Origin of the sequence: Pseudomonas sp. SCA2728.1_7 (assembly GCF_018138145.1) — a bacterium.
GTDB lineage: Bacteria > Pseudomonadota > Gammaproteobacteria > Pseudomonadales > Pseudomonadaceae > Aquipseudomonas > Aquipseudomonas koreensis_A.
On sequence record NZ_CP073104.1, the window covers coordinates 5,005,346 to 5,028,761 of the forward strand.

A 23,416-nucleotide genomic window follows, 5' to 3' on the forward strand; every position below is an offset into this window, starting at 1 on the left:
TTAAGCGGCGGGTTGCAGGCCGAACATCGCCAATTGTTGAGTGCTGCCCTTGTGTTGAATCAGGCGCGGATCGTCCAAAGGAAAGTCCCGCCCAAGTTCACTTTCGAGAATAGCCTGCAGCTTGTGATTATCGACCTGACCGCCCGGGCCGATGGCTTGCTTGAGTTTGGCCGGGTCGATCTGCGCGGTGTGGCCGGGTTCGAAGTAGATCGCGCCGGTGGCAAAGTCGACGGCAAACGCGATCAGGCCGGGGATTATGTAGAAGAGCAGGCCTACGGCGTCGAGTACTGCAATCGCCGGGTCGATCTTACCGTCGATCTGACCGCGCCGGTCCGGGTAGAAAATCGAACCGCACGCGGTGATTTGCGTGAGCAGGGTGGCGACCAGTACACCGCCGATCAGGCGAAAAGGTAAGCGCATGGGAAAATCTCCTGAGTCATCTGATAACGAAGCTTCGTCTTGTGAAGTTAAGACCCTGACGAACGCCAAGCAGTTCGCCGTTATACTCGCGGCTGGCAGGGCGTGCCCACAGTAAATTGCGGCCTCGTCTCACCCCTACCGAAATACGTTGAGGATTGAAGTTGTTTTCTCCAGATCGACACCGCGTGAAGGCCAATGAATCCTATCGGGGTTCGGCCCTCCGGGCTAAAGCTGTGAGCGCGCCATGCTGCGTTGCGGGACTTGGCAAGGAAACGACCCTTACCTGCGTCCCGCGCCTTGCCTGGCACGCTCACAGCTTTAACGCGACTCGCAATTTACTGTGGGCACGCCCTGGGGAGCCAGCATGAATTCTTTGCCAATCGATGAAGTTTTACCCGCCCTGCGTGAAGCCTTGGCGACGCGCCACGAAGCGGTGCTCGAAGCACCGCCCGGCGCCGGTAAAACCACCCGCGTGCCCTTGGCCTTGCTCAATGAAGCGTGGCTGGCCGGGCAGACCATTCTGATGCTTGAACCGCGCCGTCTCGCCGCGCGTGCAGCCGCAGAAAGATTGGCCAGCGAGTTGGGTGAGAAGGTCGGTGAAACCGTTGGTTATCGCATTCGTCTCGACAGCAAGGTCGGCCCCAACACACGCATCGAAGTGGTCACCGAAGGCATTCTCACCCGGCGCTTGCAGGACGACCCGGCGCTGGACGGCGTGGGCCTGCTGATCTTCGACGAATTCCACGAACGCAGCCTCGATGCCGATCTGGCGCTGGCCTTAAGTCTGAACGGTCGCGAGCTGTTTCGAGCTGAACAGCCGCTGAAGATTTTGCTGATGTCGGCCACGCTCGAAGGCGAGCGTCTGGCCGGGTTGCTGGATGATGCGCCGATCCTGCGCAGCGAAGGCCGCATGTACCCGGTGACGATGCGCTGGGGCCGGCTGTTTCAGCCCGGTGAATACATCGATCAACGTGTCACGCAAACCGTGCTTGAAGCACTGCACGACGAAACCGGCAGCGTCTTGGTGTTCCTGCCGGGGCAGGCGGAAATTCGTCGCGTCCATCAACAACTGGTCGACGCGATTGGTGAGCGCAGTGATGTCTTGCTCTGCCCGCTGCACGGTGAGCTCGACCTCAATGCGCAACGCGCGGCGATCGATCCGGCGCCGGCCGGTCAGCGCAAAGTGGTGCTGGCGACCAACATCGCCGAGACCAGTCTGACCATCAACGGCGTGCGCGTGGTGATCGACGCCGGGCTGGCGCGGGTGCCGCGTTTCGATCCCGGCAGCGGCATGACGCGTCTCGATACTCAGCGGATTTCCAAGGCCAGCGCCACCCAGCGTGCGGGCCGCGCCGGGCGACTGGAGCCGGGTGTTTGTTATCGCTTGTGGTCGCAGGATCAGCACGAACAGCTGGCGGCGTATGGCAGTGCGGAAATTCTCTCGGCGGATCTCGCCAGCCTCGCGCTGCAACTGGGTCGTTGGGGCGTGACGCCGGGCGAACTGGTCTGGCTCGATGTCCCCCCAGCGGCGGCTTATGCCCAGGCGCAGGATTTGTTGCAGCGACTTGGCGCGCTGGAAGGCGAGTCTCTGACGACTCATGGTCAGGCCATGGCCGAGTTGCCTGCGCATCCGCGCATCGGCCATTTGCTTCTGCGCGGTCAGGCGTTGGGTCTGGCGAACATGGCCTGCGACGTCGCCGCATTGCTTGGTGAGCGCGATATCTTGCGTGGCGCCGGGGCGGATCTGCACAGTCGTCTGGTGCTGCTCTCGGGTGAAGAACGTGCCGCCCGAGGTGCGCAGGGCGGCGTACAACGGGCTAAGCAACTCGCCCGGCAATATCGCGGTTATCTGCGTGGCAAGGCCAGCGAGCCGGTCAGCGATCCCGATCATCCGCGCTGGCTCGGTGCCTTGCTGGCGCTGGCCTATCCGGATCGCGTCGCGCAACAGCGGCGTGCCGGTGGCGCTGAATATCGTCTGGCCAACGGTCGTGCGGCGCTGTTCGCCGAAGCGGACAGCCTGATGAAACAGCCGTGGATCGTCATCGCCGATCTCGGCAGCCGTCAGGGCCAGCGTGAGGAAAGGATTTATCTGGCAGCGGATTTCGATCCGGCGCTGTTCGATTCGGTGCTGGCCGAACAGGTGCGCAACGTCGATCAACTGGATTGGGATGAGCGCGAAGGCGTGCTGCGCGCCGAGCGGCAACGCAAGGTCGGCGAGCTGATTCTCAGCCGCGAGCCGCTGACCGGTCTCGACGAAAATGCGCGCAGTCAGGCGCTGGTCAATCTGGTGCGGCGCAAAGGTCTGGAGTTGCTGCCGTGGACGCCGGAACTGCGGCAGTGGCAGGCGCGATTGGCGCTGTTGCGGCAGTTGGAATTGAACCATCAGGACGACAGTCAGTGGCCGGATGTCAGCGACGCGACGTTGCTGAACACCCTCGAAGATTGGCTGATGCCGTATCTGGGCAAGGTCTCGCGGCTCAGTCATTTTGCCAATCTGGATCTGTCGAGCATTGTGCGAAACCTGCTGTCATGGCCGTTGCCGCAAAAGCTCGATGAGCTGGCGCCGCATCATTTGAGCGTGCCGTCGGGTTCATCGATTCGTTTGGACTACAGCGAGTTTCCACCGATTCTCGCGGTGCGTTTGCAGGAGCTGTTCGGGCTGGCGGATACACCGCGAATTGCCGGAGGGCGGCAAGTGGTCAAATTGCATCTGCTATCGCCAGCGCGGCGACCGGTGCAGGTGACGCAGGATCTGGCGAACTTCTGGCGCAGCACCTATGCCGAGGTGAAGAAGGATTTGAAGGGCCGCTATCCGAAGCATTATTGGCCGGATGATCCGTTGGTGGCCGAGGCTACGGCGCGGGCGAAACCGCGCGGGACCTGAAGATCAAGAGATCAGCAGCGCCTACAAAATTGAAGTCGGCCACAGAGTAACGCTACGACACCGATCTACTGTGGGAGCGAGCCTGCTCGCGAAGGCGTCGTTTCAGTCGACGCATCCGTTACCTGATACAGCGCTTTCGCGAGCAGGCTCGCTCCCACAGTGATCGGTGGTGTGCCGAAGTTGTGAACTACGGAGTGGCGGGGAGCAGGAACCGCGCAATCACCGGCAGGTGATCGGAGATGCGCAAGGTATCGTCCTGTCGCACCATCGCTTCAACCCGTTTGATCCGCGGGCTATAGAACAGGTAGTCAACCGTACGATCCGGGCCATTCAGACCGGGGTCGTTGGGGTAGTGGGTCAGCCACTGCGCACGGTCGATACCGCTGGCCTCATTGTTGGTCGGGATCATCGGGTACTTGTCCCACAGCAGATGCAGTTCGCTGTCGGCTGAGTAGGGCGTGCGTTTTTCGGCAGACAAACGGCGATACTGGCCAAGCGGTAACAGATTGAAGTCGCCACCGATCAACCACGGCAGGCCCTGACTTTCGTACTTGTCGAGCACTTTGGCCACGGCGCTCACTTGCGCCTGCAAGGTGTCGTCGGGTTGCCTGGCACGCTCCAGATGGGTATTGAAAACGGTCAGTTGCCCACCATCGCTCAGCGGCAGTTTGGTCGCGAGCAGCGCATCTTTTGGCTGGAACTGGCGGCTGATGAAGTTCGCCGAAGCCACCGGCAATTGCAGGCGCTCGGCGTGTTCGATGCGGTAGCGGCTCAGGGTCGCCAGTTGTCGCCCGACACTGCCGAAAACATGAGCGTCGGGGACGAATTCGGCTTTCCAGTCAAACGCGCTGGCGCTGCACGGATACAGGTCGGCAACGCGTTCCTGCAATAACTTCAGCTGATCCTGGTAGTCGCTGGCCTTGGCGCCGTCATCCAGTTCCTGCAACAGCACCACATCAGGCTGCTCATCGCGGATCACCCGCGCCACCTCATCGAGGCTGAAGGCCATGTCTTCCTGGGTCGGCGCTTCATCGTTGCCCTGGGCCAGATCATTCCAGAACACGTAGCGTTTGCCGGCCAGGTACTGCACGTTCCAGGTCATGACTTTCAGCGCCTGGCCCGGCACCAGCGTCGGTGGTGTCCCCGAGCAACTGACCGGCAGGGTTTCGCGGGCATCGGGGCGCCAGGTCAGGCTGAACATCAGCGCGCCGATCAACACGACGGCCAGCACAACAAGCAACAGGGTGTAGCGCAGTAGACGGGTCATGGCTCGGCTTATAGCGTTACAGAAAGTGGCCCCGAGCATACCTGACGGCTGTCTGGAAGCCCAAGCGCGGAGCTGTCAGACCGCTCTGTCACGTTTGTCAGGCAATTCGCTGATCAACATGAACAGGCGGAACAACACCACACTGGTGAACAGTTGCAGGAAGCTGTGAGCGCTGTCGATCAGTATGGCGATCACCGGGTTCTGCGGCTCCGGGTACACCGCCAGCGTCGCGCCCTTGAGCAACCACAGCGGCGTCATCACGCAGAGAATACACAGCAGGATCCGCCAGAAATGCCCACGGGTCAGGCGCAGGCTTTCTTTCATCGCCTGCAAGGGACCCATGCCGCGCAGCACCAGCAGGTATTCGCCGAACGCGAGCATCACCATCAACATCAGGCCCGGCAGGAAATACAGCGACAGGCCCAACAAAATCAACAAAGTATTCAGCGCCGTGAGCAACGCGAAGCGCGGCCACAGAGTGGCGGCCATCGCCAGCAGATCGCGGTTGCGCGGCGCCTCGCCACGGCTGCGTGCATCGAGAAAGAGGATCAGCGCTGCGGTGTACAGCGGATACACCAGCAGACCGACGACGATACTGATCGCCGAGATGTTTTCCGGCCCGCTGGCGTGATCGACCACCTGTTGCAGAAACGCTTCGAAAATCACCAGCGGCAGGCACAACCGCACGATGCTGCCCAAATGGCGTTTGAAAAAATACAGAGAGTCGCGCAGCACTTCGAGGGCATTCATCAGTCGGTATCGCAGGTCGAAAACAGTGGCTCACTTTAACCGATGATGACTGGCGCGACACAAACGTAAACATTCGGTAAAGGTCATTGAAACGTTTTGTCACCGTCTCCATTACAGGAGAGCACCTCGGCCAACGTGGACGAGGACAATGTTATCCCCGGCAATCTACGAGGTCGCCATGAACAGCGAAGAGCAAACCCTGATCGATGGACTGTTTTCCCGGCTGCAACAGGCCGAAACGGAGGCAGCCCCGCGCGATGCCCAGGCTGAGGCGCGGATCAAGGAACACCTGACCCGCCAGCCGGCGGCAGGTTATTTCATGACCCAGGCGATTCTGGTGCAAGAGGCTGCGCTCAAGAGCCTCGACGAGCAAAACAAAAAGCTGACTCAACAGGTCCAGCAGTTGCAGGCTGAGCTGCAATCAGCCAAAGCGCAAAGTGCCGCCCCGGCGCCGAGCGGTGGTGGTGGTTTCCTGTCGAGCATTTTTGGTGGCAGCCCACGTCCGGCGCCGACCCAGAGCGCCCCAGCCTCGACTGGCGGCTGGCGTGAACCGGCACCGCAGCAGAATTACGCGGCCCCGGCGCCACAACAGAACTTCGGTGCAGCACCGCCTAACTATGCGCAACAAGCCGCTCCAGGGGCGGGCAGCAGCTTTCTCGGCGGCGCTTTGAAAACCGCCGCCGGTGTGGCCGGTGGCGTGATGCTGGCGCAAGGCATCAGCAGCCTCTTTCATCACAATCAGCAGCCGGAAGAAATCGTTGAAGTGATCAAGGAAGAGCCGGCGCAGGTCGCCGATCAGAGCAATAACGGTTGGGGCGATGACCAGCGTGTGGCCGATAACGGCTTCTCTGGCAATGACCAGAGCGGGTTCACCGACACCGACTACGGCAACGACAACTCATCGTTCTTCGATGACGACGATTCCTTCGTCTGATTCACCATTCGTCCGGAGCCCCTGAGGGCTCCGGGCCGATTATTCGCGGAACCCTCCTGATGGCTGGCATACTGAGCGCCTTTTTCGGGCCTGGCGCCTGATCCCGCTTCGTGCGCTTGCGCGCCCACAGGAACTCCGGTGAAAAAAATCGCAGTGTTCGCCGACGTGCAGAACCTCTACTACACCGTGCGTCAGGCCTATGGTTGTCACTTCAACTACGCCGCATTGTGGGCCGACATCAGTAAGGACGGGCAGATCGTCGAGGCTTACGCCTACGCGATCGACCGTGGCGACAGCAAGCAGCAGCAGTTCCAGCAGATCCTGCGCAACCTCGGTTTCACCGTGAAGCTCAAGCCCTACATCCAGCGCAGCGACGGCTCGGCCAAGGGCGACTGGGACGTGGGCATCACCCTCGACATCATGGACGCCGCCGACCATGTCGACGAAATCGTCCTAGCCTCCGGTGACGGTGATTTCGACATGCTGCTCGAACGCATCATCAGCAAACACGGCGTGCAAGCAGTCGCCTATGGCGTGCCCGGCCTGACCGCCAACTCGCTGATCCGCGCCGCCAGCCGTTACGTGCCGATCGAAGGCGCGCTGCTGTTAAAAAATTAAGCTGAAGAATTGATTTGTACGGAGTTGAACCCGGTTTGGAACGCATTGCAGTCATCGACTTTGAAACCACCGGCCTGTCGCCGAACAGCAACTGCCGCGCCACGGAAATCGCCGTGGTCATGCTGGAAAACGGCCGCATCGTCGAGCGTTACCAGAGCCTGATGAACGCCGGCGTACGCGTCCCTGCGTTCATCGAACAACTGACCGGCATCAGCAACGCCATGCTGCGCACCGCGCCATCGGCCGAACAGGTGATGAACGAGGTCAACGAGTTTGTCGGCTGCACGCCGCTGGTGGCGCACAACGCATCCTTCGACCAGAAGTTCTGGGACTTTGAACTGGGACGGATCAAACGCACGCGGTTGCAGAACTTTGCCTGTTCGCTGTTGCTGGCACGGCGCTTGATGCCTGCGGCGCCGAATCACAAGCTCGGTACGTTGACCACGTTTGCGCGCCTGCCGCATACCGGCCAGGCTCACCGGGCCATGGCCGATGCCGAGATGGCGGCGAATCTGATGGCGCATCTGGCGGATGAGTTGCGGCACAAGCACGGCGTCAGCGAGCTATCGCATGACCTGCTGTGCAAGTTGCAGAAAGTCCCCGCCGCGAAAGTCAGCGAGCACTTGCTGCGTTACCGCTGATCCCCAATCCAGTACACAACCCCTGTAGGAGTGAGCCTGCTCGCGATAGCGGTGTGTCAGTCAATATTTGTTTCGACTGATACTCCGCTATCGCGAGCAGGCTCACTCCTACATTGGATTTGTGGTGATCCGGACTATTTGCCGTTGCTTTCGATGTGGCCGAGCGGCACGCGTTTTTCGATTGCGCTCGACAGCACAATCGAGGTCTAGGAATTGCCGAAGGCTGCGATCTTTTCGCGTCAGGCCAGACTGGCGAATTGTTGACTATCAACCTTGTCCACCGGCATAAATCCGGTTGTTTTCTTGAAATTCATCGTGTGTACAAAGTTCTTCATCGAATCGGATGGATCGATGCTTTGCATGTTGAGTTTGAATAGCGTCTCGCGTGCAAGCGCGACGCTGAGGATCGGCTGATCTTCGAGATGGCCGGTTGCGGAGTTGAGAAGAGAGTCAACCGCCGTAACAATGACGAGTCGTTCGGGAAGAATACTCAGCAGTTCCTGGCCTACGCGCAAAACACAGCTGGATACGTAGTCCTGTAACAGCTCATTGAATTTGCTGATCGGCATTTTTTTAACTGACAGTTTTCCACTCTGTAGTAGTGACTTGATTTCTTGAGGGATCACTTTGATGCCGTGTACCGAGAGCGTGCATTCGAGAATGCCAGTTTCGGCAACCGAGAAATTAATTGACGTGCCCAAGTGCGAAATATCCGTGAACGGATCCACTCGCAGGACTGCATCAATTTTCGATTGGGCATTACCAGCGAGTATTCCCAACGCAAGCTCGTGATCTACTTTCCAATCCTGATACTGCGCTTCCCACTCGCTTAATTCTTGAGCCAACTGCTGCGTATCTTTGGCAACCGCTGCTTGAATGGCTAATTCAATTTTTTTGCGTTGCCTGGCCTCAAGTTTCAAGGTGCGCGCAAAGAAACCAGGCTTGTAACTGGATTGTTTTGCCCTTGCCTGGTTTTCATGGGTATTGAGCGCTTCGGGTTTGATCGGTGGCAGTTGATTTGCGAACTCACTCCAGTCGATTATCTCGCCACAATCTTTATGCACGGAAAGCAACAAATCTATGTGGTTTTCATAGACCTCAACTTCGTACGCTGCCTGCTCAAGAGCCTCCATTTTTGCGAATTCTTTTTGACGTACCTGCAATTCGCGTTGGCGCCGCTTCGAGTTGCGCTCAGCTCTCCTGGCTGACGCCTGCATCGAGCGTAGGGTTCCCTTCCAAGTCATTTCTGAGTTCCTCTCATTTGTAACGGGGCTTTATTTTTTTAGAAAGGCCGGTTCTCGGCATAGTCAGGACATTAGCTGCTGCGTTGGGTGGCGTCCATCGACCAAAAGTCTTGTGTAATCGGGTTGTTTAGTTGCGTGTATGGGGTGGCGAAGAATCCTACTGAAGTTTAGGGGGAATCCGTCTTGAGCTCAGATAACCCCGCCGTTAACCTCGGTGCGTCGCTGCAAATTCAGCGATCGGGACTGCAAGCCCGCCGATAGTTTGTTAGGAGACCACTGGCAAACCTATAATCGCGTCGCTTCAATTAGCGACTATCGATTTATGGTAGCTGTGTGCGGGAGACCTTCGGGTCTGCCGAGGTCTCCTACTCGGTCTTGCAGACCCGCGCACAGCTGCCACCCGTCATCTGCAAGTGATGCGGGCAGCTCCGATGTTCTTAGGAGATTTGTCATGGTCAAAGTCGTCCCCACACACTCAGAAAATTTCGGTTCAGCAATCACTCATGAGCCGCTCATAAAGCCCCAATTGTTCATCCGTCATCACATTCAACTGCGGGCTACTGTGCAACATGCGGAGGCTTGGTTCTGTGCCCGAGACATCGGTCGTCTCATGGGGCTGGAAATCAATGCGCGGCAAGTGCTCAAGCTGGATGAGGATCAGCGGCGGATGATGCGTCTGTCAGGTAATGATGGCGCTCGAGAGTTTTTGATGTTGAGCGAGTCAGGGGTTTACGCAATGCTGGTTTATCACTATTCCCCAGAGAACCGTCATCTGCGTCGTTGGCTGACTCACGAGATTGTGCCAATGCTTCGTCAGAGTTCGAAGTCAGTTCCAGACCCACATTTGCGCTTGATCATGTGTGCCGGGGAAACGTTGAGGCTTCTGCATTGGCGTAATGAGCCATGGATACGCATGCGAGACATGCCGTACATGTTGACTCAGGAAGGGGCCAGCTACAGATGAAGACCGCTAGTTGTTTCAGGATGGAAAGTTGATTTTTGATCGGGTGAATGAGCTATGAACCTGCTCGCGATGACGGTGTGTCAGCCAAAATTTGTATCGACTGATACACCGCTTTCGCGAGCAGGCTCGCTCCCACAGGGGGCATCATCGTCCTCAGGATTTGCCGTTGCCTTCGATCTGGCCTAACGGCACGCGTTTTTCGATTGCGCTCGACAGCACAATCGAGGTCTTGCTGAAACCAAACTTCGCCACCCGATTGATCAACTCCTCCAGCTCCGTCATCGATCCCACCGCGGCCTTCATCATCACGCACGGGTCGCCTGTCACTCGGAAGCACTCGGTCAGTTGCGGGATTTTCACCAGTTCGTCGTAGACCTTCTGGCTGCCATTCTGGTGCAGGCGCAATTCGATCATGCACTGGATTGGCAGGCCGATTTTCGACAGGTCGATTTTTGCTTCATAGCCGGTGATGACCCCGGATGCCTCAAGCTTGGCCACGCGCTCGGCGACGGCGGGGGCGGAAAGGTTCACCTTGCGTGCGAGGTCGGCGTAGGACGCACGAGCGTTTTCGAGAAGAGCGCTTAGCAGCATGCGGTCGTATTTGTCCAAGATCGACTCCTGAAAATGTCGGACTTTCGAAATCTCGGCTTATACCGCCGATCTCCGTGATTTCAAAAGTGTACTGCCCTGATAAACAGGTTTTGTAACTTATTTTTGCTCTCTGGCCTTTCTAGAATAAGCAGTCCCCGAATCTGACTGTCGAGCTGCCCATGTCTGCCGTGCGCCGTTTTTCCTTGCCGCTGATCGCCGCGTTTTTTGCGCTGTATGTGATTTGGGGATCGACCTATCTGGTGATCCGCATCGGCGTTGAGTACTGGCCGCCGCTGATGCTCGGCGGTGTGCGCTTCGTGATCGCCGGCAGCCTGATGTACGCCTTCCTGCGCTGGCGCGGGGCTCCGGCGCCGACCTGGGCGCAGTGGAAAGCGGCGGGGATCATCGGCATTTTACTGCTCAGTTTCGGTAATGGCGCGGTGAGTGTGGCCGAGCACACCGGTGTGGCTTCCGGTGTTGCTGCGTTGGCGGTGGCGACGGTGCCGTTGTTTACTTTGCTCTGTGGATATTTCTGGGGCGCGCGTAACACTCGGCTGGAATGGGCCGGGGTGGCGTTGGGGATTGTTGGTATTGCCATGCTCAACATGGGCTCCAACCTGCAATCGAGCCCGATGGGCGCGACGCTGCTGATTTTTGCGGCGGCGACCTGGGCGTTCGGTTCGGTGTGGAGCAGACATCTGCCGTTGCCGCAGGGCGCGATGGCCAGTGCGGTGGAAATGCTGGTCGGCGGTGTGGTGCTGCTGATCGGCAGCGTTGTCAGCGGCGAGCACCTGCAAGCCGTGCCGCCGGTTGAAGGCTGGCTGGCGCTGGCGTATCTGATTTTCTTCGGCTCGATCATCGCCTTCAATTCCTACATGTACCTGCTCAAGCACGTGCGTCCGGCGGCGGCGACCAGTTATGCCTACGTCAACCCGGCGGTGGCGGTGTTGCTGGGGATTGTGTTCGTTGGCGAGACCATCGGCATCGAAGAAGCGCTGGCGATGCTGGTGATCATCAGCGCCGTGGTGTTGATTGGCTTGCCGCAGTGGCGCCGCCCGACACAGTCGCCAGTCGTGGCGCCGACAGTCGTTCCCGCAGAACAACGTACGAATTAGGGTAAACTGCGCGGCATTGCATGCCCGCGTCATTTTTTCCTACGGTACTTCCATGACTTTCGCCACCCTTGGCCTGATCGAACCCTTGCTGCGCTCTCTCGAGACGCTCGGCTACCAGACCCCTACGCCGGTTCAGGCGCAAGCCATTCCGGCCGTGCTGGCCGGTCGTGACCTGATGGCAGCGGCCCAGACCGGTACTGGCAAAACCGCCGGTTTCGCCTTGCCACTGTTGCAGTTGCTGGCCATGGAAGGGCCGAAAGTCGCCGCCAACTCGGCGCGTGCGCTGATTCTGGTGCCGACCCGTGAGCTGGCCGAGCAGGTTCATGAGTCTGTGCGCCAGTACGCTGAAAACCTGCCGCTGCGCACTTACGCGGTTTACGGCGGCGTCAGCATCAACCCACAAATGATGAAGCTGCGCGGCGGCGTCGATGTGCTGGTCGCCACGCCGGGTCGCCTGATCGACCTGTTCCGTCAGAACGCGCTGAAACTCGATCAGTTGCAGACTCTGGTGCTGGATGAAGCCGACCGTATGCTCGATCTGGGCTTCTCCGAAGAACTGGCGAACATTTATCGCATGCTGCCGAAAAAGCGCCAGACACTGCTGTTCTCCGCGACCTTCTCCGATGACATCCGCCTGCTCGCCGGGCAGATGCTCAACGATCCGCTGACCGTCGAAGTCAGCCCGCGCAACGTTGCGGCCAATACGGTCAAGCAGTGGATCGTCACGGTGGACAAGAAGCGCAAGGCCGAATTGTTCGTGCACCTGATGCGCAAGAACAAGTGGAAGCAGGTGCTGGTGTTTGCCAAAACCCGCAACGGTGTCGATGCGCTGGTGGAAAAACTTCAGGGCCTGGGTGTGAATGCCGACGGTATCCACGGCGACAAGCCGCAGGCAACCCGTCAGCGCGCGCTGGATCGTTTCAAATTGAGTGAAGTGCAGATTCTGGTCGCGACTGACGTTGCGGCGCGGGGCCTGGATATTGAAGATCTGCCGTTGGTGATCAACTTCGATCTGCCGATCGTGGCTGAGGATTACATTCACCGCATTGGTCGTACCGGTCGTGCGGGTGCAACCGGTGAGGCGATCTCGCTGGTGTGCGCAGATGAAGTGAACATGTTGTCGGCGATCGAGATGCTGACGCGTCAGACCTTGAAGCGCCAGAACGAGCCGGATTTCGAACCGGAGCATCGTGTGCCGGATACCGATGCCAGCGGTCAGGTGATCAAGAAGCCGAAAAAACCGAAGAAGCCGAAAGCTTCGGGTGGTGGTGGCAAGCGCAATCTGGGCAAGTGGGTCGACAGCGGCGAGACGCAGGCGCCGGAGCCATCGATCAAGCCTGTGCGTAAGGTGCCGGTGTTCAACACTGGACCGCGTAAGCGCAAGCCTTAAAGTCAAAAGCCCCTCACCCTAACCCTCTCCCGGAGGGAGAGGGGACTGACCGAGTTGGATATTCGAGATACGCCGACCTGATCTTGCAGGGTTGAATACATAATCGACTCGGTGTTTCAGGTCGATGTTGGACGCCAGACACCTCGGTCGGCCCCCTCTCCCTCTGGGAGAGGGCTGGGGTGAGGGTTTAGCTTTTCAGCCACTGCACAATCCCCAACCCCGCCGCCCGCCCACTGGCAAAACATCCCGTCAGCAAATAGCCGCCCGTCGGCGCCTCCCAATCGAGCATCTCCCCCGCACAGAACACCCCCGGCAACGCCTTGAGCATCAAACGCTCATCCATCGCCTCGAACGTCACGCCCCCAGCACTGCTGATCGCCTCGTCCAACGGCCGCGTTTTGAGCAGAGTCAGCGGCAATGCTTTGATCGCCCGCGCCAACAGTGCCGGATCAGCAAACGTCGCAGCATCAGTCAGTTCACGCAACAACGCCGCTTTCACCCCATCAATCCCGACCTGACTGTGCAGATGCTTGGCCATCGACCGCGAGCCACGTGGCTTGCTCAACGCCGTCTGCAATTTATCCACAGGCCGGCCGGGCAACAGATCAATGTGAATAACCGCCGCGCCATGCTGATGGATCGCCTCACGAATCGGCGCCGACAGTGCATAAATCAGACTGCCCTCAATCCCGCTCGCGGTAATCACGCATTCGCCCAAACGCGGAACGTCGTCGTTCAAACCGATGGCGATGTTTTTCAGCGGCGCGCCGGCGAACTTGCTGACCATCAATTCGCTCCAAGCCTGCACTTCAAAGCCACAATTACTCGGCTGCAACGGCGCCAGTCCTACACCGTGTTGCTCCAGCGGCAACATCCACGCACCGTCGGAACCGAGGCGCGCCCAGCTGCCACCGCCGAGGGCAAGCAGCGTGGCATCGGGTTTGACGGTGATTTCACCTTCCGGGCTGTCTATGCGCAGCGCGCCATGTGCATCCCAACCGAGCCAGCGATGGCGGGTGTGGATAACTACGCCGCTATCACGCAAGCGTTTGAGCCAGGCGCGCAGCAGGGGGGCGGCTTTCATGTCGGTGGGGAATACGCGGCCGGAGCTGCCGATAAAGGTTTCGATGCCCAGATCATGAATCCATTGGCACAACGCATCGGCGTCGAAGCCGCGCAGCAGTGGGGCGATTTGCGGGGCGCGTTCGGCGTAGCGCGAAAGGAACGCCGGATAGGCTTCAGAGTGGGTGATGTTCATGCCGCCGACACCGGCCAGCAGGAATTTGCGCCCCACCGAGGGCATGCCGTCGTACAGATCAACGCGGATTCCGGCCTGGCTCAGCACTTCGGCGGCCATCAGGCCGGCGGGGCCACCGCCGATGATGGCGACGTGAGCGGGGGAGGAGGCGGAATTCTGGGTCATGGCATGCGCTGCGGTATGGCGGGATAAGCCGGGCATTCTAACAGCCGAGTTCCTTTGTAGGAGTGAGCCTGCTCGCGATAGCGGTGTGTCAGCCAAGTTAATGTTGAAAGTGCTGACGCTATCGCGAGCAGGCTCACTCCTACAGGATTTGTGTTGGCTCAGAATGTTGGTTGAAAAATGATCAGTGCGCTGCAGGCCATAAGCGGTATGGCCTGTAGTTCCTTTCACTCAGGTTATCCACAGGCCGTTCCACAGCGATTGTGGGTAACGCAGCACAACTCAATGACATCCGTGTGAACGCCACACGCGCTGCGCGCTGTGATGGAGGATGCCGTGGCGGCGGGCGAGGGCGTGGCGATCCTTGCTGTAACCGCCGCCAATCACACCCATCACCGGAATGTCGCGGCCCAGGCAATGGCGCATTACGCTTTCATCGCGGGCGGCGACGCCTTCGTCGGTCAGTTGCAGATAGCCGAGGGCATCGTCCTTGTGCACATCGACACCGGCGTCGTACAGCACCAGATCCGGTTGATACAGCGGCAGCAAGTAGTTCAGCGTGTCGTCGACCACCTTCAAATAATCGCCATCGCCCATGCCTTTGGGCAGCGGAATGTCCCAGTCACTTTGCGCTTTGCGTGCAGGAAAATTCTTCTCGCAGTGCAGGGAAACGGTAATCGCCTCCGGCGTGTCATGCAGGATCCGCGCGGTGCCGTCGCCCTGATGCACATCGCAATCGAAGATCAACACGCGATTGACCCGACCGCTTTGCAGCAGGTAATGGCTGATGATCGCCAAGTCATTGAAGATGCAGAAGCCTGCCGGGTAGTCGTAATGCGCATGGTGAGTGCCGCCGGCCAAGTGACAGGCCAGCCCATGCTCCAAGGCTTTCTCCGCCGCCAGAATCGATCCGCCGACCGCGCGCACCGTACGCCGCGCCAAAGCTTCATTCCACGGCAGACCAAGACGCCGCTGGTCTTCGCGGGACAACTCGCCGCTCATGTAGCGTTCGATATACGCACGGTCATGGGCGAGGGCGAGGATGTCGTTGGGGCAGATCTCCGGGCGCAACAAATCGGCATCGCGGGTCAGACCGCTGTCCACCAGGTGATCGCGCAGCAAACGAAACTTGTCCATCGGGAAGCGGTGATCCGCCGGAAACTCGGGGCTGTAGTCTTCATGGTAGATCAGCGGCAGTGGCATGGCGGTTTCATGTAGGAACGTAGGAAAGAGTGAAGGATCCTACCAGCGATGTAGACTTGCGGCATGGAAACGGAGGGGCACGATGGAGCCGATACTGGAACTCGAAAGCGCGCGCTTGCTGATGCGTCAGTGGCAGGACGAGGATTTGCCGGCATTTGCCGCGATGTGCGCCGATCCTCAGGTGATGCGCTATTTTCCGGCAGCGTTGAGCCGTCTGGAAAGCGCTTCGCTGATCGGTCGGATTCGCGGGCATTTTGCTGAGCACGGTTTTGGCCTGTGGGCGCTGGAGCGCAAGGACAGCGGTGAATTCATCGGTTTCACCGGGCTCGGCGTGGTCGGTTTCGATGCGCCGTTCACTCCGGCAGTGGAAATCGGCTGGCGCCTGGCCAAGGAGCATTGGGGTCTGGGTTACGCCAGTGAAGCGGCGTGGACTGCTCTGCGTTGCGGCTTTGATCGATTGGCCTTGAAGGAAATCGTCTCCTTCACTGCGCAATCCAATCTGCCGTCGGAGAAAGTCATGCAGGCGATTGGCATGCATCACGCCCCGCAAGATGATTTCGATCATCCCAAGCTTGCCGTCGATCATCCGTTACGCCGGCATGTGCTGTACCGCATCACCCGGGAACAATGGCTGCAAACCTTGCATGGATAAGCCGACACGGACGTTTACAATGGCCGCCATATCATTGGCCCGCGCCAGAATCTGAATCGGCCGCCGCAGCCAAGACTGCGCGGCATAGTGCTTTGTGTGAGGAGAGTCTGAATGAGCCAAGTGTTGGAAGATCTGGTCGACTTGCTGACCCTGGAACCGATCGAAGAAAACCTGTTCCGTGGCCGTAGCCAGGACTTGGGTTTTCGTCAGTTGTTTGGTGGTCAGGTGCTCGGTCAGTCGCTGTCGGCGGCCAGTCAGACGGTTGAAGAGGCGCGCCATGTGCATTCGATGCACGGCTACTTCCTGCGCCCGGGCGATGCCAAGTTGCCGGTGGTTTACTCGGTTGATCGCGTGCGCGATGGCGGCAGCTTCAGTACCCGCCGGGTGACGGCGATCCAGAAGGGCCATCCGATCTTCACCTGCAGCGCATCGTTTCAATACGACGAGGCAGGCTTCGAGCACCAGAGTCAGATGCCTGTCGTGGTCGGCCCGGAAAATCTGCCGTCGGAGCTGGAATTGACCCAGCAACGCGCACACCTGATCCCCGAGCACATGCGTGAAAAACTGCTGTGCCCGAAACCGATCGAAGTGCGCCCGGTCACCGAAAAAGACCCGTACAACCCGCAACCCGCGGATCCGGTGAAGTACGTGTGGTTCCGCGCCGACGGCGCATTGGCCGACATCCCGGCGCTGCACAAATACCTGCTGGCATACGCCTCGGACTTCGGTTTGCTGACGACCTCGATGCTGCCCCACGGCAAGTCGGTGTGGCAGAAAGACATGCAGGTCGCCAGCCTCGATCACGCGCTGTGGTTTCACAACGATCTGCGTGCCGATGACTGGTTGCTCTACGCGATGGACAGTCCGTGGGCCGGCAATTCCCGTGGTTTCTCCCGTGGCAGCGTGTACAACCGCGCCGGGCAACTGGTCGCGTCGGTGACGCAGGAAGGCTTGATCCGCCATCGCAAGGATTGGGCATGAGCCTGAAGGATGTGAAGCACTGGGTGTTCGACATGGACGGCACGCTGACCGTCGCTGTGCATGATTTTGCGGCGATTCGCGTGGCGCTGGCGATTCCGCCGGAGGACGACATCCTGACCCATCTTGCGGCATTGCCGGCGGATGAGGCTGCAGTGAAACACGCATGGCTGTTGGAGCATGAACGCGATCTGGCGCTGGGTTCGACCCCGGCCACCGGCGCGGTGGAACTGGTGCGTGATCTGCACGCGCGCGGTTATCGCCTCGGCATCTTGACCCGCAATGCGCGGGAGCTAGCGCATGTGACGCTGGAGGCGATTGGATTGGCTGACTGCTTCGCGGTGGAAGATGTGTTGGGCCGTGATGAAGCACCGCCGAAGCCGCATCCGGGTGGCTTGCTGAAACTGGCAGACGCTTGGGACGTGCCGGCCAGCGCGATGGTGATGGTCGGTGATTACCGTTTTGATCTGGATTGCGGGCGAGCGGCGGGGGCGCGCACGGTATTGGTGAATCTGCCGGATAACCCGTGGCCCGAGTTGACCGATTGGCATGCGAAGGATTGTGTCGAGTTGCGGCGGATGCTTCTGGCCTGAGATTTATGTTGTCAGAAGGGACGCCTTCGCGAGCAGGCTCGCTCCCACATTAGATATTCGGTGCACAGAGATTTTGTCTCATGCATCAATCCAATGTGGGAGCGAGCCTGCTCGCGAAGAGGCCAGATCATCCACCGCACAACTCACTGTTCAAACAACACCTTCTGCCCCTCCAGCGAGGTCAGCATTCCATCGCCGTTATGCCCAACCCCGGGCACTTCCACCAGCCGCTGATTCACCCCTTCCGGGTGCCGACGCAGCAAATAGCCGAAGTACAACTTCCCACGCTCCAGGCGATACGCACCCTGCGCTTCGGCTTCACAACCCTTGTCCAGCGCCGGATGCTTGGGGTCGGTGTCCTGCTGCCCGAGCAGATAAATCACCTCGCGTTTGACGTAACTGCTCTCAAGCTGCAACGGCGTTTGCCCACCGGCATAGACCGGCATGTCTGACAGACCGTACTTCCAGCGATTGAAACCCGCGCATTTGGCGTGATCGAACGCCACCGGCCGTTGTTCATTGAAGTAGGCATAAGAAGACGGATTGGCCACGACATAGCGCAAGCGAATGCCGTTGGCTTTCAGCGCAGGCTGGTCCTTGGCGAGCAGGGCATAGCGCTGCACCACCTGGCCGCCGCCGGAGTGGCCGAAGATCACGATCTGCTTCACGTCCGGAAACTGTTTGCGATCGCTGATCCGTCCGACGATCTCATCGAGCGCGGCGTAGGAACTCAACGGATTCGGCCCTGTGGATAAGCCGCCGCCCATCCATTCGTTACCTTGCCAGCGCAGCAACGTGGCGGGAAGCGAGTACAGCGCGACATCACTTTCATTGAGGAACTGCGGCGCAATCACCAGTGTGTGGGCACTTTGTCCGGCCAGTTCGGCGGCGCTCTCGGCGCTTTTGCGATAGGTTTCCGCGTTGCGCAAGCGGCCATGAATGACGATCAGCACGCGCTCGATTTTCTCCGGCGCGGGGCCGATGCCCACCGCCATTTCCCCGGCCTTGAGTTGCAAACGACCGGGGCTGATCGCATCGACACCGGCAGCTTGCGCGGTGCTGCCAACGATCAGTAACGCCAAAAGCCATTTATGCATTTACAGGTTTTTCGCCGCGAAGGTGTCGCACTGGCCGACCTGGCCCTGCGCGAATCCGGTTTTGAACCAGCGCACCCTTTGCGCCGACGTACCGTGAGTAAACGAGTCCGGTACCACACGGCCCTGACCCTGTTGTTGCAGGCGATCATCACCGATGGCATTAGCCGCGTTCAAGGCTTCTTCAATGTCGCCCGGTTCCAGCCAGTTCAAACGCTTCTGCGCGTTGTAGGCCCAGACGCCAGCGAGGCAGTCGGCCTGCAATTCCTGACGCACCAGCAAACCGCCGTCGCCTTCCATCTGCCGGCCTTGCTGGCGGGCTGTCTGAATTTTCGCCGAGACGCCGAGAAGTGTCTGCACATGGTGTCCGACTTCGTGAGCGATCACGTAGGCCTGAGCGAAGTCGCCGGCCGCTTTGAAGCGTTGCGACATTTCCTGGAAGAACGCCATGTCCAGATAGACCTTCTGGTCGGCGGGGCAATAGAACGGGCCGGTGGCCGAGGTGGCCAGACCGCAGGCGGAATTGACCCGGTTGCTGAACAGCACCAGGGTCGGGTCTTTATATTGGCGCCCGGCCTGTTGGAAAATCGCGCCCCAGGTGTCTTCGGTATCGCCGAGGATCGAGCGGACGAATTCGGCCTGTTCATCGTTGGCCGGCGGTGCCTGACGGGTTTGCGAGGTAGGCGCCGCTTGTTGTGTGGATTGCCCGGCGAGCTGACCGAGGATCTGCATTGGGTCCTGTCCGGTGATCCAGCCGATACCGACGATCAGCAGGATGGCCCCCAGGCTCAGGCCTTTGCCGCCGCCGAAGCGCATGCCGCCGCCACCGCCGGCATCATCACCACGGGCATCGACGACGTTGTCACTGCGTCGGCCTTTTTTCCATAGCATGTGGGAATCCTCTGTGTGTATCGGGTGGTGATGAGTGTTGCTGTTGTGTGAGTGTGGCGCCAGTCCGGTCGTCCGTCTATTGGCCACATGCAAACAGGCCCGGCCTCGTGCTGACGAGGTCGGGCCTGTTATTGACGGTCTGGCGCGCGGCAAATTCAACTCCGCTCAGGATTTCTATCGCTGGATTATCAATCAGCGATCAAACGCATCCCACTGCGGTGCGAAATCCGGGCTGACCTGGCGTTGATTTTTCGGCAGTGCGGCAATCAATGCGCGGTCTTCATCGTCGAGTTCGACCTTCAGCGAGGCGAGGTTGGCCAGTTGATTGGCGCGGCTGCTGGCCTTGGGAATCGCCGCGACGTTGGGTTGATCGAGCAACCATTTCAATGCGACCTGAGTCGGCAGCACGCCGTGCTTGTTGGCGATCTGTTGAATCTGCGGAATGTCCGAGACCTTGTTGCGCGCCAGCGGCGTGTAGGCCGTCAGTGCCATGTCGTGTTGACGGGCGTAGTCGAGCAGAGCGTTCTGGCCGAGCAGGACGTGGTATTCAACCTGAATCGCTGACAGAGCGATGCCGTAGTCCTCGACGACTTTGCGCAGCAACGGCAGCGGAAAATTCGCTACGCCGATGTTGCGCGCCAGGCCTTGCTCCTTGAACGAGGCCAACGTGGCGAGGGTGCTTGGCAAATCCCAGTCGGTGGTCGGCCAGTGGATCATGAACAGGTCGACGTAGTCACTGCGCAAGGCTGTGAGGCTGCGGTCCATGGAATGGCGCATCGCGTCGGGTTGCAGCTGATCCCACCAGACCTTGGTGGTGACGTGAATCTGCTCGCGCGGTGTCGGGGTATTCGCCAGTGCTTGTCCGACCGCGTCTTCGTTGTTGTAGGCCGCTGCCGTGTCGATGTGTCGATAACCCAGTTCCAGTGCTTGCTCCACGGCGCGAGTGCATTCGTCGCCGAGCATTGGCCAGGTACCGAGGCCGAGTTTTGGCATGTTCAAACCCTGGGCGTTAACGATGTGCTGCATGGTCGATCTCCTGTTCGAAAGCAGTCATGCCGGCAATGTGCCGGGCGGCGATGTAACCGAAAGTCAGCGCGGGGCCGATGTTGATACCGCCCGCCGGGTAGTGGCCGCCCATGATGCTGGCCATGTCGCCTCCCGCTGCGTAGAGGCCGGCGATAGGCTGTTCGTGGGCGTCCAGCACTTGCGCGTGGGGGTTGACCTTGAGTCCGGCGAAGGTGCCAAAGCATCCGGGTTGGACTTTCACGGCATAAAACGGGCCGCTGTCTATTGGGGCAACGCAGGGGTTGGGAAGGTTCGCCGGATCACCCTGTTTGCGGTTGTAAGGTGTGGTGCCGCGTCCGAACAACGGGTCTTTGCCGTGACGGGCATGGCGGTTGTAGTTATCCACAGTCTGGCGCAAGCCGCTCGGGTCGATGCCGCAGGCGCGGGCCAATTCTTCAACGGTGTTACCGGTTTTCAGATAGCCGCAGCGGATAAATTCTGACACCGGCAGCGGAAATGGCCGCGATATACCCAGACCATAACGCCGTTGAAAGGCATGGGTGCAGATCAGCCAGGAGGCGACCTCTTCACCTTCCGGCGCAGCAGCCACCATGGCGCTGACATAGTCGAAATAACCGTTGGCTTCGTTGACGAAGCGCTGGCCGTTACACAGCACGCCGATGATCCCGGGTTTGCCGCGCTCGATGATGTGTGGGAAGTGGCCGGTGCTGCCGTCGGAATGTGGCACTTGCGATACCGGCGCCCACGCCACGGGCGAGGCCACGTCAGTATTGACCCGTGCACCGACGCTTTCGCCCAGGCGCAAACCATCGCCATTGACGGCCAGCGGTGGCAGCGCCCAATGCTCGTGACCGGTCGGCGTACGCGGGAACAAGTTTTTGCGCCGCTCGATGTCATTGGCAAAACCACCCGCGGCGAGTACTACGGCTTTGCGTGCATGAATGCGGATCGGGCCTTTGCCTGTGTTGACCACAGCTCCCGAAACGCGCGAGCCATCACGCAGCAGTTCCGTCACAGGCGCTGATTCCCAGAGCAGAACGCCAAGGTCTTCGGCGGACTTTGCCATTCTTGCCACCAGCGCCACGCCGTTGACCAGTTGCATCGCCCGGCCATGCACAGCGAGGTCGAACAGGTGTCGAGTAAAGCGCCAGGTCACATGCCATGCCGCTTTCAGCGACCGCGTCAGATTGAGGAACGCCGACAGATCCGCCCCGGCCATGATCGGCATGCCCATGAAGGACGTTTCGCGCAGGGTGGTACGAAGGCGCCTGAGCAAGCGTCCGACCTTGCGTCCGTCGTAAGGCGCTGCGATAACCGAGCGACCACCGGTGCCGGCCCCTGGCGTGTCGCCATGAATGTCGGCAATGGCGTTGCCGTCAGCAAATTGCAGGGCGGTGTGCTGCTCGAAAAACGCGACCATGCGCGGCCCCGCTTCAAGGAAGGCGTCGATCATCGCCGGGTCAAAGTGCTCGCCCAGTTCATGGCGCAAATAGGTGCGCGGTTGTTCGATGTCTTCGACGATCCCGGCCCGACGGGCCAGCGGATTGCACGGCACCCACGCCCAGCCACCCGACCATGCGGTGGCGCCACCGAACACCGGATCCTTTTCGACGACGATGACTTTCAAGCCATGCCACGCGGCGGTGACGGCGGCCGACAACCCGGCGGCGCCAGAACCGACGACCAATACGTCGCAGTCGATATCAGGGAGTTCGGCAGACATCAAACAACGCTCCTGCGATGAATTGTTTTTGGAATTTGATTCCAGAAAATAACCAGTGCTGGCGCAGCACGACAAGCCTTGATTCAACAAAGCGGGCGGTTATCGAACAACCGGTTCCAGATTTCGCTTTGCCGCTGATGTCTTCTAGAATCGGCAAAATTTCCTTTGGATATCCCTATGGCCGGCAGTCAAATCGAACGGGTTTTCAGTGTGCTGGAAACCCTTACCAGTGATCCGCGCGGGCTGCCGATGCAGACGCTGGCCGAGCAACTGGATATCCCCAAAAGCGCGACGCACCGCTTGCTCGCCGAGCTGATTCGCCTGGGCTACGTGCGCCAGAACGCGGAAACCTTGCGTTATCACCTGTCGACCAAACTCGTCGCGATGGGCTTCCAGTATTTGTCGAGCAGCGGCGCCGATATCGTCCAGCCGGTGCTTGATCGACTGGCGCAGGAAACCGGCGAACTGGTGCGTTTGGGCGTGATCGATGGCGAGCGGCAGACGTGGATTGCCAAGGCACAAGGCGCGCGCAGCGGTCTGCGTTATGACCCGGACATGGGCCGCGACGCGCCGCTGTTCTACACCGCGTCCGGGCATGCGTGGCTGGCGTGCATGAGCGATGCCGAGGCGTTGTCGATGGTTGAACGACAGGCGGCAGAGGTGCCAATGGGCGTCGGGCCGAATGCGCCGCGCTCCAATATCGAGTTGCTGGAACGGCTGCGCCTGGCCCGTGAACAGGGCTATGCCTGTGTCGAAGAGAGTTCGGCAGTGGGGACTTCGGCGATTGCGGCGGTGGTGAGGCATCCAACGGATGGGCGGGTGATCGGCGTGCTCAGTATCGCCGGGCCCAGTGCGCGGATGCCGGGGGCGCGCTTGCATGAGCTGGCGCCGCTGTTACTGACCTTCACCGAAGAGTTATCAGCAGCAAGCCTGGCCTCAGAACTGTTTATCTAATCCGAATTCACGCAGTGCCCTTGTAGGAGTGAGCCTGCTCGCGATCGCGGTGTATCAGTTGGCA

General features: G+C 59.7%; 22 protein-coding genes and 1 pseudogene. 11 read left to right on the forward strand and 12 right to left on the reverse strand.

The genetic code is table 11. From position 1 onward, the window contains the following. Positions 1 to 420 carry a polyribonucleotide nucleotidyltransferase gene (locus tag KBP52_RS22400; protein ID WP_212620983.1) on the reverse strand — a complete coding sequence of 140 codons (420 nt, stop codon included), beginning with the start codon at positions 418 to 420 and terminating at the stop codon, positions 1 to 3. A gap of 364 nt (positions 421 to 784) precedes the next feature. Here KBP52_RS22400 and hrpB point away from each other — a divergent pair, with 364 nt between their 5' ends. After that, entirely contained in the window at positions 785 to 3,304 is a 2,520-nt protein-coding gene (hrpB, locus tag KBP52_RS22405; protein WP_212620984.1) for an ATP-dependent helicase HrpB, read from the forward strand. A gap of 187 nt (positions 3,305 to 3,491) precedes the next feature. Here hrpB and KBP52_RS22410 read toward each other — a convergent pair whose 3' ends face one another. Together KBP52_RS22410 and KBP52_RS22415 are read right to left on the reverse strand one after the other, a co-directional pair. Beyond that, positions 3,492 to 4,571 carry an endonuclease/exonuclease/phosphatase family protein gene (locus tag KBP52_RS22410; protein WP_212620985.1) on the reverse strand — a complete coding sequence of 360 codons (1,080 nt, stop codon included), beginning with the start codon at positions 4,569 to 4,571 and terminating at the stop codon, positions 3,492 to 3,494. 75 nt (positions 4,572 to 4,646) lie between these two features. Continuing rightward, positions 4,647 to 5,321: a YciC family protein gene (locus KBP52_RS22415; RefSeq protein WP_127929880.1), complete on the reverse strand. Its 675-nt coding sequence runs from the start codon at positions 5,319 to 5,321 to the stop codon at positions 4,647 to 4,649. 178 nt (positions 5,322 to 5,499) lie between these two features. Here KBP52_RS22415 and KBP52_RS22420 point away from each other — a divergent pair, with 178 nt between their 5' ends. The 3 genes from KBP52_RS22420 to KBP52_RS22430 all read left to right on the forward strand — a co-directional run bounded on the left by KBP52_RS22420 (position 5,500) and on the right by KBP52_RS22430 (position 7,514). Further along, complete coding sequence (locus KBP52_RS22420) at positions 5,500 to 6,255, forward strand: DUF2076 domain-containing protein (protein ID WP_212620986.1); 756 nt, start codon at positions 5,500 to 5,502, stop codon at positions 6,253 to 6,255. A 138-nt stretch (positions 6,256 to 6,393) separates the two neighbouring features. After that, positions 6,394 to 6,873, forward strand: a complete 480-nt coding sequence (locus KBP52_RS22425; RefSeq protein WP_007949802.1) for an NYN domain-containing protein — start codon at positions 6,394 to 6,396, stop codon at positions 6,871 to 6,873. Positions 6,874 to 6,908: 35 nt separating this feature from the next. Then, positions 6,909 to 7,514: a 3'-5' exonuclease gene (locus tag KBP52_RS22430; RefSeq protein WP_150694677.1), complete on the forward strand. Its 606-nt coding sequence runs from the start codon at positions 6,909 to 6,911 to the stop codon at positions 7,512 to 7,514. A gap of 134 nt (positions 7,515 to 7,648) precedes the next feature. Here KBP52_RS22430 and KBP52_RS22435 read toward each other — a convergent pair. Then, positions 7,649 to 7,747 (reverse strand): annotated as a pseudogene (locus KBP52_RS22435) (Lrp/AsnC family transcriptional regulator); the annotation flags it as partial. Positions 7,748 to 7,753: 6 nt separating this feature from the next. Beyond that, positions 7,754 to 8,758 carry a hypothetical protein gene (locus tag KBP52_RS22440; protein ID WP_212620987.1) on the reverse strand — a complete coding sequence of 335 codons (1,005 nt, stop codon included), beginning with the start codon at positions 8,756 to 8,758 and terminating at the stop codon, positions 7,754 to 7,756. Between the two features lie 451 nt (positions 8,759 to 9,209). Between KBP52_RS22440 and KBP52_RS22445 the strand changes: the two genes are divergently transcribed. Next, entirely contained in the window at positions 9,210 to 9,722 is a 513-nt protein-coding gene (locus KBP52_RS22445) for a Bro-N domain-containing protein (protein ID WP_212620988.1), read from the forward strand. Between the two features lie 153 nt (positions 9,723 to 9,875). On the opposite strand, the gene KBP52_RS22450 is transcribed toward KBP52_RS22445, so the two are convergent. Next, positions 9,876 to 10,331, reverse strand: a complete 456-nt coding sequence (locus KBP52_RS22450; protein ID WP_212620989.1) for an Lrp/AsnC family transcriptional regulator — start codon at positions 10,329 to 10,331, stop codon at positions 9,876 to 9,878. A gap of 161 nt (positions 10,332 to 10,492) precedes the next feature. On the opposite strand from KBP52_RS22450, the gene yedA reads away from it, so the two are divergent. Continuing rightward, positions 10,493 to 11,428, forward strand: coding sequence for a drug/metabolite exporter YedA (yedA, locus tag KBP52_RS22455; RefSeq protein ID WP_212620990.1), 936 nt, complete (start codon positions 10,493 to 10,495; stop codon positions 11,426 to 11,428). 52 nt (positions 11,429 to 11,480) lie between these two features. Next, on the forward strand, positions 11,481 to 12,818 hold the full coding sequence (locus tag KBP52_RS22460) for a DEAD/DEAH box helicase (protein WP_016986155.1): 1,338 nt from the start codon (positions 11,481 to 11,483) through the stop codon (positions 12,816 to 12,818). Between the two features lie 187 nt (positions 12,819 to 13,005). Here KBP52_RS22460 and KBP52_RS22465 read toward each other — a convergent pair whose 3' ends face one another. Together KBP52_RS22465 and KBP52_RS22470 are read right to left on the reverse strand one after the other, a co-directional pair. Then, positions 13,006 to 14,241, reverse strand: coding sequence for a TIGR03862 family flavoprotein (locus tag KBP52_RS22465; RefSeq protein WP_212620991.1), 1,236 nt, complete (start codon positions 14,239 to 14,241; stop codon positions 13,006 to 13,008). 279 nt (positions 14,242 to 14,520) lie between these two features. Next, positions 14,521 to 15,441, reverse strand: a complete 921-nt coding sequence (locus KBP52_RS22470) for a histone deacetylase (RefSeq protein WP_212620992.1) — start codon at positions 15,439 to 15,441, stop codon at positions 14,521 to 14,523. 82 nt (positions 15,442 to 15,523) lie between these two features. Here KBP52_RS22470 and KBP52_RS22475 point away from each other — a divergent pair, with 82 nt between their 5' ends. From KBP52_RS22475 to KBP52_RS22485, 3 genes are all read left to right on the forward strand, one after another. Continuing rightward, positions 15,524 to 16,093, forward strand: coding sequence for a GNAT family N-acetyltransferase (locus KBP52_RS22475; protein ID WP_077574640.1), 570 nt, complete (start codon positions 15,524 to 15,526; stop codon positions 16,091 to 16,093). Between the two features lie 111 nt (positions 16,094 to 16,204). Continuing rightward, positions 16,205 to 17,074: an acyl-CoA thioesterase II gene (gene tesB, locus KBP52_RS22480; protein ID WP_003228466.1), complete on the forward strand. Its 870-nt coding sequence runs from the start codon at positions 16,205 to 16,207 to the stop codon at positions 17,072 to 17,074. Continuing rightward, on the forward strand, positions 17,071 to 17,664 hold the full coding sequence (locus KBP52_RS22485) for an HAD family hydrolase (RefSeq protein WP_212620993.1): 594 nt from the start codon (positions 17,071 to 17,073) through the stop codon (positions 17,662 to 17,664). The genes tesB and KBP52_RS22485 overlap by 4 nt, the downstream gene beginning before the upstream one ends. Before the next feature lie 143 nt (positions 17,665 to 17,807). Here KBP52_RS22485 and KBP52_RS22490 read toward each other — a convergent pair whose 3' ends face one another. The 4 genes from KBP52_RS22490 to KBP52_RS22505 form a co-directional block, all read right to left on the reverse strand. Then, on the reverse strand, positions 17,808 to 18,761 hold the full coding sequence (locus tag KBP52_RS22490; RefSeq protein WP_212620994.1) for an alpha/beta hydrolase: 954 nt from the start codon (positions 18,759 to 18,761) through the stop codon (positions 17,808 to 17,810). Next, positions 18,762 to 19,649, reverse strand: coding sequence for a neutral zinc metallopeptidase (locus KBP52_RS22495; RefSeq protein WP_077574637.1), 888 nt, complete (start codon positions 19,647 to 19,649; stop codon positions 18,762 to 18,764). Positions 19,650 to 19,841: 192 nt separating this feature from the next. Further along, positions 19,842 to 20,675 (reverse strand): aldo/keto reductase, encoded by an 834-nt coding sequence (locus KBP52_RS22500; RefSeq protein WP_212620995.1) that lies wholly within the window; start codon positions 20,673 to 20,675, stop codon positions 19,842 to 19,844. Continuing rightward, complete coding sequence (locus tag KBP52_RS22505) at positions 20,659 to 22,398, reverse strand: FAD-dependent oxidoreductase (protein ID WP_212620996.1); 1,740 nt, start codon at positions 22,396 to 22,398, stop codon at positions 20,659 to 20,661. Before KBP52_RS22505 ends, KBP52_RS22500 begins: the two co-directional genes overlap by 17 nt. A gap of 177 nt (positions 22,399 to 22,575) precedes the next feature. Between KBP52_RS22505 and KBP52_RS22510 the strand changes: the two genes are divergently transcribed. Further along, positions 22,576 to 23,352: an IclR family transcriptional regulator gene (locus KBP52_RS22510; RefSeq protein WP_212620997.1), complete on the forward strand. Its 777-nt coding sequence runs from the start codon at positions 22,576 to 22,578 to the stop codon at positions 23,350 to 23,352. Positions 23,353 to 23,416 lie beyond the last annotated feature (64 nt).

Coding starts and splice junctions, on each gene's coding strand:
- KBP52_RS22440 (WP_212620987.1), bottom strand. CDS start 8,758: ATGACTTGGAAGGGAACCCTACGCTCGATGCAGGCGTCAGCCAGGAGA.
- KBP52_RS22485 (WP_212620993.1), top strand. CDS start 17,071: ATGAGCCTGAAGGATGTGAAGCACTGGGTGTTCGACATGGACGGCACG.
- KBP52_RS22510 (WP_212620997.1), top strand. CDS start 22,576: ATGGCCGGCAGTCAAATCGAACGGGTTTTCAGTGTGCTGGAAACCCTT.
- KBP52_RS22475 (WP_077574640.1), top strand. CDS start 15,524: ATGGAGCCGATACTGGAACTCGAAAGCGCGCGCTTGCTGATGCGTCAG.
- tesB (WP_003228466.1), top strand. CDS start 16,205: ATGAGCCAAGTGTTGGAAGATCTGGTCGACTTGCTGACCCTGGAACCG.
- KBP52_RS22505 (WP_212620996.1), bottom strand. CDS start 22,398: ATGTCTGCCGAACTCCCTGATATCGACTGCGACGTATTGGTCGTCGGT.
- KBP52_RS22415 (WP_127929880.1), bottom strand. CDS start 5,321: ATGAATGCCCTCGAAGTGCTGCGCGACTCTCTGTATTTTTTCAAACGC.
- yedA (WP_212620990.1), top strand. CDS start 10,493: ATGTCTGCCGTGCGCCGTTTTTCCTTGCCGCTGATCGCCGCGTTTTTT.
- KBP52_RS22470 (WP_212620992.1), bottom strand. CDS start 15,441: ATGCCACTGCCGCTGATCTACCATGAAGACTACAGCCCCGAGTTTCCG.
- KBP52_RS22490 (WP_212620994.1), bottom strand. CDS start 18,761: ATGCATAAATGGCTTTTGGCGTTACTGATCGTTGGCAGCACCGCGCAA.
- KBP52_RS22465 (WP_212620991.1), bottom strand. CDS start 14,241: ATGACCCAGAATTCCGCCTCCTCCCCCGCTCACGTCGCCATCATCGGC.
- KBP52_RS22460 (WP_016986155.1), top strand. CDS start 11,481: ATGACTTTCGCCACCCTTGGCCTGATCGAACCCTTGCTGCGCTCTCTC.
- KBP52_RS22400 (WP_212620983.1), bottom strand. CDS start 420: ATGCGCTTACCTTTTCGCCTGATCGGCGGTGTACTGGTCGCCACCCTG.
- KBP52_RS22500 (WP_212620995.1), bottom strand. CDS start 20,675: ATGCAGCACATCGTTAACGCCCAGGGTTTGAACATGCCAAAACTCGGC.
- KBP52_RS22420 (WP_212620986.1), top strand. CDS start 5,500: ATGAACAGCGAAGAGCAAACCCTGATCGATGGACTGTTTTCCCGGCTG.
- KBP52_RS22445 (WP_212620988.1), top strand. CDS start 9,210: ATGGTCAAAGTCGTCCCCACACACTCAGAAAATTTCGGTTCAGCAATC.
- hrpB (WP_212620984.1), top strand. CDS start 785: ATGAATTCTTTGCCAATCGATGAAGTTTTACCCGCCCTGCGTGAAGCC.
- KBP52_RS22410 (WP_212620985.1), bottom strand. CDS start 4,571: ATGACCCGTCTACTGCGCTACACCCTGTTGCTTGTTGTGCTGGCCGTC.
- KBP52_RS22495 (WP_077574637.1), bottom strand. CDS start 19,649: ATGCTATGGAAAAAAGGCCGACGCAGTGACAACGTCGTCGATGCCCGT.